The sequence below is a fragment of the Anaerolineales bacterium genome (genome assembly GCA_025808555.1).
Classification (GTDB): domain Bacteria; phylum Chloroflexota; class Anaerolineae; order Anaerolineales; family UBA11579; genus JAMCZK01.
Window position 1 is genome coordinate 1,700,852 of record CP075526.1, and the last position, 13,949, is coordinate 1,714,800.

The 13,949-nt window shown below is 57.6% G+C and carries 10 protein-coding genes; 7 read left to right on the forward strand and 3 right to left on the reverse strand.

Features of this window, described 5'->3' with window-relative positions; all coding sequences use genetic code 11:
- The first annotated feature begins 126 nt into the window (after positions 1-126).
- The 5 genes from KIT08_08515 to KIT08_08535 all read left to right on the forward strand — a co-directional run bounded on the left by KIT08_08515 (position 127) and on the right by KIT08_08535 (position 7,734).
- Positions 127-1,170 carry a hypothetical protein gene (locus tag KIT08_08515; GenBank protein UYN89131.1) on the forward strand — a complete coding sequence of 348 codons (1,044 nt, stop codon included), beginning with the start codon at positions 127-129 and terminating at the stop codon, positions 1,168-1,170.
- 3 nt (positions 1,171-1,173) lie between these two features.
- On the forward strand, positions 1,174-2,172 hold the full coding sequence (locus KIT08_08520) for a hypothetical protein (GenBank protein UYN89132.1): 999 nt from the start codon (positions 1,174-1,176) through the stop codon (positions 2,170-2,172).
- Between the two features lie 957 nt (positions 2,173-3,129).
- On the forward strand, positions 3,130-6,546 hold the full coding sequence (locus KIT08_08525) for a class I tRNA ligase family protein (GenBank protein UYN89133.1): 3,417 nt from the start codon (positions 3,130-3,132) through the stop codon (positions 6,544-6,546).
- A gap of 9 nt (positions 6,547-6,555) precedes the next feature.
- Complete coding sequence (locus tag KIT08_08530; GenBank protein ID UYN89134.1) at positions 6,556-6,918, forward strand: methionine-R-sulfoxide reductase; 363 nt, start codon at positions 6,556-6,558, stop codon at positions 6,916-6,918.
- Between the two features lie 9 nt (positions 6,919-6,927).
- A complete protein-coding gene (locus KIT08_08535; GenBank protein ID UYN89135.1) occupies positions 6,928-7,734 on the forward strand; it encodes a class I SAM-dependent methyltransferase in 807 nt (268 codons plus the stop codon).
- 14 nt (positions 7,735-7,748) lie between these two features.
- Here the strand turns inward: KIT08_08535 and KIT08_08540 are convergent, their stop codons facing one another.
- On the reverse strand, positions 7,749-9,053 hold the full coding sequence (locus KIT08_08540) for a DEAD/DEAH box helicase (GenBank protein UYN89136.1): 1,305 nt from the start codon (positions 9,051-9,053) through the stop codon (positions 7,749-7,751).
- A gap of 256 nt (positions 9,054-9,309) precedes the next feature.
- Here KIT08_08540 and KIT08_08545 point away from each other — a divergent pair, with 256 nt between their 5' ends.
- Entirely contained in the window at positions 9,310-10,608 is a 1,299-nt protein-coding gene (locus KIT08_08545) for a hypothetical protein (GenBank protein UYN89137.1), read from the forward strand.
- Here KIT08_08545 and KIT08_08550 read toward each other — a convergent pair whose 3' ends face one another.
- Positions 10,609-11,970: an FAD-binding oxidoreductase gene (locus tag KIT08_08550; GenBank protein ID UYN89138.1), complete on the reverse strand. Its 1,362-nt coding sequence runs from the start codon at positions 11,968-11,970 to the stop codon at positions 10,609-10,611.
- A gap of 83 nt (positions 11,971-12,053) precedes the next feature.
- Between KIT08_08550 and KIT08_08555 the strand changes: the two genes are divergently transcribed.
- Entirely contained in the window at positions 12,054-13,049 is a 996-nt protein-coding gene (locus KIT08_08555; GenBank protein ID UYN89139.1) for a LacI family DNA-binding transcriptional regulator, read from the forward strand.
- On the opposite strand, the gene KIT08_08560 is transcribed toward KIT08_08555, so the two are convergent.
- Positions 13,033-13,941: a dihydrodipicolinate synthase family protein gene (locus KIT08_08560; protein ID UYN89140.1), complete on the reverse strand. Its 909-nt coding sequence runs from the start codon at positions 13,939-13,941 to the stop codon at positions 13,033-13,035. The two genes, KIT08_08555 and KIT08_08560, sit on opposite strands and share 17 nt — an antisense overlap.
- Between the last annotated feature and the right edge of the window lie 8 nt (positions 13,942-13,949).

Genomic DNA, 13,949 nt, shown 5'->3' on the forward strand with positions numbered 1-13,949 from the left:
GCGCAAGCTGGGGGTGTTCCATTATCTTAGTGTAAGATCGTCAATTAGAAATATCACTTACAATGTATCCAAGAATTGCTGAGTAAAGATGTGCCTTCAAGGGGCCTAAATTTGAATACTTTACTAGTGAGAACTGAAAATGCTTATAAAGAGCAATGGAAATTACTTTCACAGTTTTCCTACCCCGCAAATATCAAGCGACATTTTGTCGAAAGCGGCTTTGCCCCCCCAAGTGATAGATTGGTTAATTTCGTCTCTGCCGCAGTATCCCAAGGTCGAGAGTATTTTTTTGCTGCTGCAAATTCAGAACTTACTATTTCCCCCCTGCTCTATTATTATGGAACGTCTAATTTGCTAAATGGACTTTCTGTACTTGTTACAGGCGCTAAGCTTCCAGTTGAACATCATGGGATGGTACCAGAAATACCTCAGAGGGAAGACTATAGAATTGCCGAGTTAAAAATACTGCCTGTTCAACTAAATAGAGGTTCTCTTCAGCTTTTTGCGAATGTGTTTTCTCCCGGAGTTGAGCTAGTAAACAGCGACTCCTGGAGCATAGGAGAGATCCTCGGCTCAATCCCAGATCTTAAATTAGATTTTGAGCAGATGTATCAAGATTCTTCCCCATATACTCTTCCGGTAGAAATAGTTAATACAAGGCGGGGAGTTGTAGAGCGCATCGCTCGCAAAGATATGTCTAGATTTAAAGACCCTAAGAATGTGGTAGATAACATAATTGACTTGAACAAAGCATATTTAGAACCCCAGTTGAATAGTGAATTTTTAATACTACACCCTAGGTTGAACGGAGTGGAAATAGGTGAGAAATCGATTTTCGGACAGAAGCACATACAATTGGCTCACCTTAAGAATGGCAGGAAACTTTTGCCGAATCAGCTCATTCTTATGTATATGGGTCTGTTTGGGCTGGGGCATATATCTCGCTATCAACCTGAAATATGGAATAGATTTGTTGAACGTGATGAGACTGGTGAACGTTTATTGATTGAGAAATTTCTTGACGTTTGCTATAGATATGTACCTAATTTGGCGCTGAACAAAATTAGGAGTTCCTCAATACAGTTTGTTAACACAATCGTTGAACCAGTTGATCGACGAACCTCGCTTTCCGATGATGACATTCAGAAACTGGACCGGCTAGGGAGGTAGAGAATGACTATATTGGAAGCTGCATATACGCTTGCTAAGTCTGTTAAATCACTTACTAAACGTAACGATTTGAGAAAACTTATCTACAATCTAAATTCCGTTAGAGAAGGACAAATTGACAGAAATCATTTCGGTTATGTAGCTAGAAATCAGCGGCTTCAGCTTTACGGATATTTGTTGACAGAAGCAAACAGGTCGAAATTAGAACAGTCCCCATTTGGTCTGCCTAGAATAGAACAAGAAGAGCTTCAACTCATAAGCAGCTTCCACAATCAATTAGTGGAAGTGGACAGGCTATGTATTCAAACACTAGTTGAACATAATCCGAGACTAGAGCAAGCACTAGATATTTATGATCCAACACTGCTAAAAAACATCCCGCCTTCCTTGAAAGAGATTAGGTTTGAGAATTCAGCTATTCAATTGTTTGTCGAAGAATTTATAAAGCACCCTAGCTATAGTTGCTTGTTAGGGTTTCCTCGAGACTTTCTTGATTTGTCTGCGCAAAAGATTTCTAACCATGTCCGTAATTTTGAAGCATCGATTCTTGCTCAAGAAGATTGTCCATCTGAGCTGCAGCGTGTCATTTTTACCTATGAGAGAAACAGTCAGGAAAGAAAAATCTTACGCTTTATTACAAATCTAGTCGCGCTAAGGTCATCGCTTAGTCATTTGAATCAACTGCTTTTTCAAGCACTAACAGTTGATAAATTAGCTATTTTAGACGGAGAGACTATTATCAGTTTTGAGGGTCCGCGGCACAACCTTTGTGGGGAAAGCTATAGAATTTTGGTGCAACTAGGAAGCCGAACCTTTAAAATGGAAGTAAATGATCTGGTCCTTATAAAGAATCCACTCGACTTGAATGCTGCTACTCAGCTAGGCTGGATCCAAGCACAGGCTTTCGAAATTTCACGAGAAACTGGTCAAACGCTTCAACTAGATTTGCGAAGAATAAATGAATCATTGAGCGCGTATGGTTCGCTCGATCAAGAAGCTTGAATCTGACGTGTTGCAGTGCTTTCTTGTGGCATAATCCCCTTACCTCAGAGCCAACTTCGCCTGCTGACCCTTTAGCGAGCCCGGGACGGTGCAAGCCGGGCAGGTTCCCCACCAGGCCGAAGATCCCTCTGTTGTATGCAAACCCAACGCCGCCGTTCCCTGGCGGCCAGTAGGGGCGCCGGGTGCTCCCGTTAGCGAGTGGCAGCGTATCTGCGCTGCATAAGGGCCTGGCTTGGTCAGGAACTGCGGGTGGTACCGCGGGAGTTCGCTCTCGTCCTGCTTTCACGGACGGGAGCTTTGTTTTAATCTCCTACCGCCTGCGGAGTCCATCCCCATATAGGTGAGGGTGAAGACTCCTTGATTTCCTGCCCAGTTTGGCCGCATCTCCGCCAACTGTGGCATTGTGTGCAGCCTGCTGGCAAATTCTGCGCCAGCCTGCACATTAACAACCGAAGAAGCTTGTCGTCAGGCCTTGATGAGCCAAGCTGCCAAGCTGCCAAGCTGGCGTCAAGGGCTTTGATGAGAATGACCAAAGCGGTCTCCCTGCTAGCAGGTCATTCTCATATGAACTTGACAGAGGAAAGCGTCAAGTTGTAGTGAAGCACACCCCGCTCACTACAACAACAACTACAAGTTGACGCGCGGAGCGTGACAAGCTGGCGTCAAGCACAACTTGGACAAGCGCCGCGGCGCTCTGCGCCGCAAACTCGGCTTTAGCCGAGCAGCTTGTCCCGCGTTGCGAAGCAACGCACGCTGTATAGCGATGCATTTGGACGCACGGCCGCATTGGACAAGCGTCGCTCGGCTTTAGCCGAGCAGCTTGTCCCCGCGCTGCGTAGCAGCGCATACGTCGGAGAGGGCGCAAGTTAAAACTTTGCCTGTAAAAGTTTTAACCTGGGTGCAAACTTCCTGCCGAAAAGACTTTGCCCGCATGGGCGTATGAGGAGCAACACGAACATGGCATTCAAAGAAGTACCCAACAAAGTAGATTTCGTCGCTCAGGAGCACCAAATCCTCGCCTTCTGGCAGGCTGACCGCTCGCTCGCCAAGCTGCGCACCCTGCGCGCCGGCGCCAAGCCCTGGTCCTTCATTGACGGCCCCATCACCGCCAACAACCCCATGGGCGTCCATCACGGCTGGGGCCGCACCTATAAAGACCTCTACAACCGCTACTACGCCATGCAGGGCCGCCAGTTGCGCTACCAGCAAGGCTTCGACTGCCAGGGCCTCTGGGTCGAGGTCGAGGTTGAGAAAGAGCTCAAGTTCGCCAGCAAGCGCGATATCGAAGCCTACGGGCTCGATCAGTTCGTCCTGCGCTGCAAAGAGCGCGTCCTGCGCTTCGCCGCCGTCCAGACCGAGCAGTCCATCCGCCTCGGTTACTGGATGGAGTGGGACGACCCCGCCCAGCTCCGTTGGCTGGCTGACCAGCTCGCCGCTGACCCGCAGGCCGAGATCGCCTACGCTGGCCCCGCCGGTGGCGCCGCTGGCACCGTCGAGCAGGTCGTAGGCCACCTCGGCCTCCCCGAGCTCGGCGGCAGCTACTTCACCTTCAGCGACGAGAACAACTACATGATCTGGGCCTTCCTCAAGAAGTGCTGGGAGAAGGGCTGGCTCTACCGCGGCGCAGACTCCATGCCCTGGTGCCCGCGCTGCGCCACCGGCATCAGCCAGCACGAGATCGAGAGCGATGGCTACAAAGAGGTAACTCACAAGTCCATCACCCTGCGCCTCCCGCTGCGTGGCCGCCAGAACGAGTACCTGCTTGCCTGGACCACGACTCCGTGGACCCTCACCAGCAACGTCGCCGCTGCCGTTGGCCCCGATCTTGATTATGTCAAGGTCAAGCAGGGCGACCACGCGTACTACCTCTCCAAGGGCACCCTGCACATGCTGACTGGAGAGCACGAACTCCTCGCCGAGCTCAAGGGCCGCGACATGGAAGGCTGGGCCTACGACGGCCCCTTTGATGACCTGCCCGCCGCCAACGAGTCCGGCGGCCACCTTGAATTGCGTGACCTGGTGAAGGGCGTTACCCAGTCCGCCAAGGAGGCCCACCGCGTCATCCTCTGGGATGAGGTCGGCGAGGCCGAAGGCACCGGCATCGTACACATCGCCCCCGGCGCCGGCGCCGAGGACTACCAGCTCGGCCTGCAGAACAAGCTGCCCATCATCGTACCCATCGATGATGAGGCCCGCATCGTGGATGGTTTTGGTCCGCTCACCGGCATGACCACCGCCGAGGTGCCCGACACCATCGCCAGTCTGCTCGACGAGAAGGGTCTGCTCTACAAGTATGAGCCATATACCCACCGCTATCCCACCTGCTGGCGCTGCAAGACTGAGCTGGTCTGGCGCGTCGTAGACGAATGGTTCATCAGCATGGGTAAGAGCTTCGACAAGCCCCGCGAGGAGCTCACCGCCGAAGAGAAGGCCAATAATCTGCGCTACCAGATCATGGATGTTGTCGACCAGATCCGCTGGGTGCCGGAGTTCGGCCACGCCCGTGAGATGGACTGGCTGCGCAACATGCATGATTGGATGATCAGCAAGAAGCGCTACTGGGGCCTCGCGCTGCCCATCTGGGTCTGCGACTCGTGCAAGCAGCACACCGTCATCGGCAGCGAGGATGAGCTCGCCGAGCGCGCTGTGCAAGGCTACGATACCTTCGCCGGTCACACCCCGCACCGCCCGTACATCGATGCCGTCAAGGTCAAGTGCGAGCATTGCGCCGAGGGCCACATGACCCGCATTCCGGATGTGGGTAACCCTTGGCTGGATGCCGGCATCGTCAGCATGAGCACCCTGCGCTACCGCGCCGAGCCGCAGTATTGGCAGCAGTGGTTCCCGGCTGACTGGATCAGCGAGAGTTTCCCCGGCCAGTTCCGCAACTGGTTTTACAGCATGCTCGCCATGGGCACCGTCATGGCCGAGACCGCGCCGTTCAAGAATCTCTTTAGCTATTCAACCTTGCTCGACGAGCACGGCGAGTCCATGCACAAGAGCAAGGGCAACTCCATCGAGTTCAACCAGGCCGCCGACAAAATGGGCGTGGATGTGATGCGCTGGATGTATGCCGCCCAGAAGCCGGAGAACAATCTGCTCTTCGGCTACAACAAGGCTGATGATGTGCGCCGCCGCTTCCTCATCCCGCTCTGGAACATCTACAGCTTCTTCGTCACCTACGCCCGCCTCGATGGTTGGACGCCAACCTTCGCTGCCTTTGACCCGAACCACCCCGAAGGCGCAACGCCCGCGTCGGACAACCCGCTCGATAAGTGGATTCTGGCCCGCCTCAATCAGGCCGTGCAACAATCCACCAATCGTTTGGATAACTGGGATGCCTTCGGCGTGACCTTGGCTATCGAATCCCTGATCGACGACCTCTCCAATTGGTATGTGCGCCGCAGCCGCCGCCGCTTCTGGCGCAGCGAGCAGGACGGCGACAAGCAGGCCGCCTACGCCACGCTATGGCACGTCCTCGTCAAGCTTATCCGCACCATCGCGCCCCTCACGCCTTTCGTCACTGAGGAGATGTATCAGAACCTCGTCGCCGCCCACAATAGCGCCGCATACACCAGTGTCCACATGAGCTTGTACCCCCAGGCGGATGCCGCCGCCATTGACGAGACCCTCATCAATGAGATGGGCCTCGCCCGCCAGATCGCCAGCCTGGGCCTCAGCGCTCGCGGCGCCGCCAATTTGAAAGTGCGCCAGCCGCTCGCCAAGACCCTGGTCCACTCCGCCAGCGGAGCCAATCACTTGTCTGAGTACCTGATCGATATCGTCAAAGACGAGCTCAATGTCAAGAACATCGAGTTCGTCCAGCAGGCCGGTGAGCTGGTCACCTACACCCTGCTGCCCAATAACGCCAAGCTAGGCCCGCGCTTCGGGGCTGATTTCCCCAAGCTGCGCCCAGCGCTGGCCGCTCTGGATGCGGCCAGCGTCGCCGCCAGCGTGGCGGCCGGCGAGCCCGTCCAGCTCACGCTGGATGGCAGCGAAGTTGAGCTCGCCGCCGATGAGGTGCTGGTCAACAGCCAGCCCGCCGAAGGCCTGGCCGTCGCCGCAGAGAAGGGCGTCACCGTCGGCCTTGATACGGCCTTGACGCCCGAACTCAAGGCCGAAGGCACCGCCCGCGAAGTCGTCCGCCGTATTCAGGACATGCGGAAGAAGGCTGACTTCAATATCGAAGACCGTATCCGCACCTACTACGCCGCCGAGGGCGACCTTGCCGCCGTGCTGACCCAATGGGCGGAGACGATCAAGTCTGAGACCCTCAGCCTCGAGCTCGCTGCTGGCTCGGCGCCCGCTGGCGCCTACAGCGAGGAGCACAAGATTGACGGTGCTACGGTAACCTTGGCAGTAGTGAAAGCTTGAGGTGATAGCATGAAACTGAACCCACTCACGCCCGAAGAGCAACGCATCATCCTCCGCAAGGGCACTGAGATGCCCTTCACCGGCGAGTATGACCGCCACTACGAAGCCGGCACCTACGTCTGCCGCCAGTGCGACGCGCCGCTGTACGGCTCAGACACCAAGTTTGACGCCCATTGTGGCTGGCCCGCTTTCGACGCCGAGATTCCCGGCGCCGTCGCCCGCCACCCCGACCCGGATGGCTACCGGGTCGAGATCACCTGCGCCAACTGCGGCGGCCACCTCGGCCACGTCTTTGAAGGCGAGGGCTTCACGCCCACCAATACCCGCCATTGCGTCAACTCCATCTCCATGAAGTTCATCCCGGCGGAGTAAGGTAATTTAATGGCCGCATTGCAACGCATCTATGCCAACGACCGCCTTGTCTATTACCGCCAGGCGGCCGATGCGCAGCACTGGGATGCCGTCTGGAAGTCGCAGGATACACAGCGCCTGTTCGCAGAAGCCGCCAACGGAGAGCTTGGCTACTACAACGAGATCTTCCCCCGTCATCTTCCTAAAACCGGCAAGATCCTGGAGGCGGGCTGCGGCCTCGGCCAATTCGTCATCGCCCTTCGCCAGCGCGGATACGATGCCGAAGGGGTGGACTATGCCGAGGAGACCATCCGTTTCCTAAACCAGCGCTTTCCGAACCAGCCCTTCCGTGTAGCCGATGTCACCGCTATGGACGTGCCTGATGGCTACTACCGCGCCTACATTTCTCTTGGCGTCATGGAGCATTTGCAAGAAGGCCCGCAGCAGTTCCTGCAGGAAACCTATCGCATCTTGTCGCCCGGAGGCGTGGCCTGCATCTCCGTGCCTTATCTCAATTTTCTGCGGCGTTTGAAAGCCCGCCTGGGCTTGTATGGCCGCCCAGGCTCCGATACGCTGCCCTTCTACCAGTTTGCATATTCCGCAAAGGAATTCACCCACATCTTGGAGCGGCATGGTTTTGAAGTGCTGGCTCGCTACCAATACGGTGGCTATAAGGGTGTCAAAGATGAATTGCCTTGGCTTAGCAAAGTGTTCGCTTGGCCGCAGGGTTGGCGTTTGCAAAAATGGCTGATGAATTCCAAATGGGTTAACGCCCATAACGGCCACATGATGATGTATGTGGCCCGCAAACCAGACAAAAAAGAGGCGGCTCATTGAGCCGCCTCTTTTTACTAGCGGTAGGTTTCCAGCCGCTTGGCGTACGATGTGTTTTGGCGGTGTTTGCGCGGCGAGCGCGTGGGGCGCTGCGGGGTAGCCCCCTTGGGGGCATCCTGCGTGCGCTGTGGCCGGCGAGGGCCAGAGTTCTTGAACGGACGATTGTCCGTCATAGGCTCGCTCACCTTGGCTGGCACGGCGTTGTAGTCAAAGCCATCCAGCTTGCGGCTTTCGATCTTTTTGCCCATCACGCGCTCCAGAGAGCGTAGCATTTCGCGGTCTTCGTTGGCCACCACCAGCGTAAAAGCTTCCCCGGTGCGCTCCGCGCGGCCGGTGCGGCCAATGCGGTGAATGTAGGCGTCGGTAGTGTCAGGCATGTCATAGTTGATGACAAGCTTGATCTTTTCGATGTCCAGGCCGCGGGCCGCAATGTCGGTCGCGACCATCACCTGGTAGCGCCCATCGCGGAAGCCCTTGAGCGCCGCTTGGCGCTGGCTCTGGCTGCGGTTGCCGTGCAGGGCCGTGGCCATATAGCCTTCACGCTCCAGGTGGCGCGTCACCTTCTGGGCACGGTGCTTGGTGCGGGTGAAGACCAACACGGAGTTGGCCTCGGCGCGCTTCAGCAGCTCCAGCAACATAGCGGTTTTGAGTGCGCCGGGCACCGGGTACAGCGCGTGCGAAACAGTGTGGGCCGGGGCGCCGATGCCCACGGATACTCGCTTGGGGTTGTGCAGCATGCCGCTGGCCAGCTCGCTGACTTCCTTGGGGAAGGTGGCCGAGAACAGCATGTTCTGCCGTTTCGGCGGCAGCAGTTTGATGATGCGTTTGACATCCGGCAGAAAGCCCATGTCAAACATGCGGTCGGCTTCGTCCAGCACCAGCACTTCGATATTGCCTAGGCGCACGGAATTCTGGTTCGCCAGGTCCAGCAGGCGGCCGGGGCAGGCTACGATGATCTCGGCGCCGCGGCGCAGCGATTCCACCTGGGGGCGGGCGCTGACGCCACCGTAGACGGTGACGCAGTGCAGGCTGGTGCCGCTCGCCAGCATGACGATCGTCTCGCGGATCTGCTCGGCCAGCTCACGCGTAGGCGTGACGATCAGCGCCCGCGCCTGCCGGCGCGGCCCGCTGAGCAGCTTGTTGAGGATCGGCAGCACGAACGCGGCGGTCTTGCCGGTGCCGGTTTGGGCGGTGCCGATAATGTCGTGGCCTTCCAGCGCCACGGGGATGGCCTGTTCTTGAATGGGCGTGGCCTGCGAGTAGCCGGCGCGTTGAATGCCCTTCGATAGGCGTGAATCGAGGTTGAATTCAGTAAATTTCACAATATTCCTTTGTATTCAGAAGTCTACGGGGAATTTCCGTCAGAATGACGGGCCGAAACTGAAGTTCAACCTAGACACCCGAAGGGTGTAGAACAGCAGCGACTGCTGAATATCGATAGTTACTCGGCATAGCCGAGCTGGATAAGACTGGCTGAGTATACAGGCATTGGAGTGAATGTCAAGCAAGCGGAGTATGAGAATTGTTTGAGTCATGCATCACTTCCTAGTGTATAGTTCGCCACTTGCGAGGAAGTCGATGAAAAAATTCTTTGCAGATCCTGGCCACCGTAGAGTTGCATTGATCTGGCTGGGGTGGGTGATCGCCATACTGGGCTTCCAAGCCTACCTGCCCGCTCGCCTGGAGCTGGCCCGGCCTGACTATGCGATTGAATGGACCCCACAGGAGACGCGGGCCGGCGCGCAGGACGACAAGCTGTATCTCAGCGAACCGTTCCTGAACACTCACGTCTCATGGGATTCAGAGTTCTATCTTGGCGTTGCGCTTGAGGGCTACCATTCCGACAATATTCGCCGTGTGAACGGTTACTTTGAGCCTGGCAATGCTGTACTGGACTTTTGGCCGTTTACTGCGCCCGATTCTGTGCCGACTGGACAGCGTCTCTCGATGAGCATGGCCTTCTTCCCGCTGTACCCGCTTGCTATTCGCGCGCTCAACATGCCGCTCAGCCTGCTAGGCATGGCGCCTATCGCCACTGCCACTCTAGCCGCTGTGGCCGTATCGCTGCTCGGAACGCTGGCAGGCATGCTGGCCTTGTACCAGCTTGCAAAAGATGAGCTGGGCGAAGATGGCGGCCTGCGGGCTGCCTTCTACCTAGTCATTTTCCCTAGTGGGTTCTTTCTGGCCCAGGTGTATACCGAAGGCTTGTTTGTAGGCTTGGCTTTCTGGGTTTTAGTCATGGCGCGGCGTGGCCAGTTGGGCTGGGCCGCTGCTTTGGCCGTTTTGGCCACTTATACTCGCGCGGTCGGCGTGCTGCTGGCGCTGCCGCTGCTCTATCACTGGTATCGCAGTGGAGCTTGGCGGCAATTGCTGCCAAGGAGCTTCTCGGCGCGTGCGCTTGGCAGCCTGTTGCTGGCGACTGCGCCGCTGCTGGCCTTTGGCCTATGGCGCATCTCGTATTATGGGCAGGCCTTCACTACTGTGGAGGATGTCTGGTTTGGGCGCGGGCTATTGGATTGGGGCAAGACTTTTTACAATTGGGGAGTAGTGCTGGATATTCTACGCAGCGGCGTTTCACAATCGGCAGCCTATTATTCGCTGGAACTTGCCAGCATTGTGTTCGGTTTCGTGGCCTGTCTTATTGGCCTGCGCCGCCATCCTGATCTGGCCCTGTTTGGCTTGGCCGTTATTTTTCTCTCATTTACCAGTGGCCAGGCGCAAGGCATGTATCGTTACATTTTGGTTGCTCCGCCAGTTTTCCTGCTGCTGGCAAGGGCCGGCAAGAGCGCGGCCTTTGACCGCTCATGGAGCATGGTGAGCTTGCTGCTGATGAGTATCATGGCGGCGTTGTTCAGCTTTGATTTGTGGGCGGGCTAGCTACAGCTGCCAGCTCTCGCCCCAGTTTGCCAGCAGGGCCTGATAGCCGGGATCTTGGTAGCGTGCCAGGCTGAACAGCGGAGCGTAGTCCGGCAGGGCGGCGCCGGTGATATGCCCGGCCACAAGCTCGGCCAACCCCGCCGCTGCCATGATGCCGTAGCCTGAGGCGGCGCCGATGACGTAAGACCCAGGCACGCCTAGTGGGCCAGCTAGGGGGCGATTCTCCTGCGTCTTTGTGTAATAGCCGCCGTCTACGCTGGGGCGCGGCATGCGTTCCAGGTAACCGCGCATGCCCGGCAAAATCCGGCCCAGGCCGCGGATGGCCGTTTCCGCATATAGCGGGTCCTCTGCGATCGGGAAGCTCGGCTCTACGGCTTCGTTGTGTACATCCCAAAGGATCAAAATGCTCTGGGCGGCCGCGTCCCCCTCCGGGCGGGTGTGCGCCCCTGAAGGCAGGCGCCTCAGGAGCCAGGCTGTCTCGGGGTCTTCAGCCAGCATGGCGCGCTCATCTTCGCTCCAGCTCAGTTCCTGCTCATCAGCACATATGACCAATGGAGCTTCGCGGCCCAGCGCGGCCAAGTGGTCGTTGAAAGCTGCCTTGAGATGCAGCTCGTTATAGACCGGCACTTCAATATTAAGCAGTCTGCCAACCTGGCCAAGCAGGGGGCCGGCGGCGTTGACGAAAGTGCTGGTGGTGATGTGGGTGCCATCTGCCAGGCGTACACCAGAGACAACTCCGCCGGCAGTCTCCACCGCAGCTACACGCCCAGTGATGAGTTGCACGCCCGCGGCGCGCGCCTGCTCCCACATCCACATACCGTAGCTCTGCGCGCTCAGCCAGCCGGCGCGGCGCACATGCAGCACGGCCGCTGTCTCAGGGGCAAGATAAGGAAAGTGCTGCCGGATGGCAGCCGGGTCGGTCAGCAGGTCGGCGCCATCCGGGCCATCGTAGCCTTCGGCATGATGCGCCATGTAACCGGCGCTGCCCGCCGAGTGCTCGCGCAGTTCGCCGGCGCCCAGGCCGGCCGCCTCGGCCGCCGCCGTGCGCAAACCAGCAACCTGCGCGGGGTCAGTGGTGACATACAAATAGCCGCGCCGGTTGAGCTTGAACATGTTGTTGCAGGCCGCGGCGCGCTCCTCGATCAGGGTGATGCTGCGGTTCATCAGCTGCACCATGGCGTCGCCCGGGCCAGGCCACCAGTTGCGGTAGCACTCGCTGGATTTGTCCGTGGTCAGCGTGAGCGGGGGGCGTTTGTCCACCACCACGATATTCCTCACGCCGCGCTGTGCCAGGGCGTAAGCCGTGCTAACCCCCAGTATGCCGGCGCCACAGATCACGATATCGGTCGACTTGCTAGCCATTGGCTGATTCAACCACAGTTGTAGCTGGCCAGAGGATTACAATTCACCTTAGTGATGCACGTAAACGTCAAGATCGGGGAGTGATGAGCGGAATCGAGGAAATTGCTAAGCAGGCGGGCGTGTCGCGCTCCACTGTTTCCCGAGTGATCAATGATGACCCAAATGTAAGTGAACGCACTCGTCAGCGTGTGCTGGATGTTATTTCTTCAAACAACTATGTCCCAAATCGGGCTGCCAGAAAGTTGGCTGGCGGGCGTACCGGAATCATTGGTCTGGTGATACCGATTGGGGTATCCAACCTCTTCGTGGAGCCTTTCTTCCCTATTCTTGTTCAAAGTGTCACCAATCGCTGCAATCATCTCAACCATTCCGTGATGCTTTGGCTTGGCGAGCCTGAGCGCGAACGCAGAAGCATTTCCCAAATCCTCAGCAACGATCTTCTTGATGGAGTGGTTGTGTCCTCCCTGCAGGATCGCGATCCTATCGTGGCGGCCCTGCACCAATCACAGATCCCCTTTGTTCTTATCGGGCGTTACCCAGATAGCTTGCCGGTCAGCTTTGTGGATATTGATAACGAAGAGTGCACCCGTCAGGCAGTAAAGTACCTCATCCAAATCGGCCGCAAGCGTATTGCCACCATCACAGGTGTTGAAGGAACGTTGGTGTACCGGGCGCGTCTCGAGGCTTATCGCGCGACCCTGGCTGAAGCGGGTTTGAAGGTAGATGAGAACCTGATCGCTCAGGGCGGCTTTGTGGAGGAGGGCGGCTATGCGGCCATGCGCAAGCTTGCTCCGTTCCGGCCCGACGCAGTGTTTGCCACCAACGATGCCATGGCAGTAGGCGCAATCCGTTATCTGCATGAGCAAGGTTTGCGCGTTCCTGAGGACGTGGCCGTCCTAGGCTTTGACGATGCGCCGTTTGCCTCCAGCTACAAGCCTGCACTCACTACGGTGGCACAGCCCATTGCCGAGCTGGGATGCCATGCTGTGGACATGCTAATGCAACTGATCGAGGACCGGCCAGACAAACCACTGACAAAGGTGCTTGCCTCCAAGCTGGTTATCAGAGAGTCTGCTTAAGCGCGGCTGAAGCCTGTTCAACTTGGGCCCCAGAGAAATCGCGCAACGGGCTGCGCACCGGCCACAAGGGCAAGCCATGTTGGCTGTGCAGCATGGCCTTCAGGTACGCCGGCGCAGGCGGCATGCTATCCATGGCGCTGCGGGCCGCGTCTAGGGTGGCTTGGTGCACGCTGGCATCCGTGTCCCATAGAAAGCCTTCGTACACTGCGCGCAGCTCAGCGATGCGCAGGTTGGCCAGGGCGGTGATGCAGCCCGCCGCGCCCGCCTGCATTCCGCTGGTCATCAGTTTGTCGTTGCCCACCAGCACCGCGCAGCCCGGCAGCCCGGCCGCGTATGCCGCGGCAGATGCCTGATCGCCGGTGGAGTCTTTGAGCCCGGCAAAGCGAGTGGGGTAGGCTGCCTGCAGACGCTGCAGCAAGCTGAGCGGCAGCGGCACGCCGCTCACCGCTGGGATGTGATAGCCCAACAGCCAGCGCCCCTCCGGCACACTGCGCTCGATTACCTGGCTGAACCAGTCAAACAAGCCATCTTCGCTGGCGTTGCGCATAAAGTATGGCGGTAGAACCACCACCGCTTCGAAGCCTGCATCAAAAGCAGCCTGGTTAAGCGCAATCGTTTCGGTCAGGCTCGGTGTCCCGGTGCCTGCCAGCAAACGAAACTCTTCCGGCCGGGTTGCCGCCGCAGCTTTGAATATATCCACGCGTTCAGCGGCAGAGAAGCTGGTGCCTTCGCCCGTGGTGCCCAGCAGCAAAGCGCCATGTGCGCCGCGCTGGGCGAAGAAACTAAGCAGACCCGCCCAAGCAGAAAGATCGGGCTGATCATCGGCCGTCAACGGGGTGACGGCCGCGGTGTAGACTCCGGAGAGAGGATGGGTGAGGTTGGCCGAGGGCATGCTGGTGA

Bases quoted from the DNA above. Each gene is read 5' to 3' on its own strand.
- KIT08_08555 (UYN89139.1), top strand. From the start codon at position 12,054: ATGAGCGGAATCGAGGAAATTGCTAAGCAGGCGGGCGTGTCGCGCTCC.
- KIT08_08545 (UYN89137.1), top strand. From the start codon at position 9,310: ATGAAAAAATTCTTTGCAGATCCTGGCCACCGTAGAGTTGCATTGATC.
- KIT08_08525 (UYN89133.1), top strand. From the start codon at position 3,130: ATGGCATTCAAAGAAGTACCCAACAAAGTAGATTTCGTCGCTCAGGAG.
- KIT08_08520 (UYN89132.1), top strand. From the start codon at position 1,174: ATGACTATATTGGAAGCTGCATATACGCTTGCTAAGTCTGTTAAATCA.
- KIT08_08550 (UYN89138.1), bottom strand. From the start codon at position 11,970: ATGGCTAGCAAGTCGACCGATATCGTGATCTGTGGCGCCGGCATACTG.
- KIT08_08560 (UYN89140.1), bottom strand. From the start codon at position 13,941: ATGCCCTCGGCCAACCTCACCCATCCTCTCTCCGGAGTCTACACCGCG.
- KIT08_08535 (UYN89135.1), top strand. From the start codon at position 6,928: ATGGCCGCATTGCAACGCATCTATGCCAACGACCGCCTTGTCTATTAC.
- KIT08_08530 (UYN89134.1), top strand. From the start codon at position 6,556: ATGAAACTGAACCCACTCACGCCCGAAGAGCAACGCATCATCCTCCGC.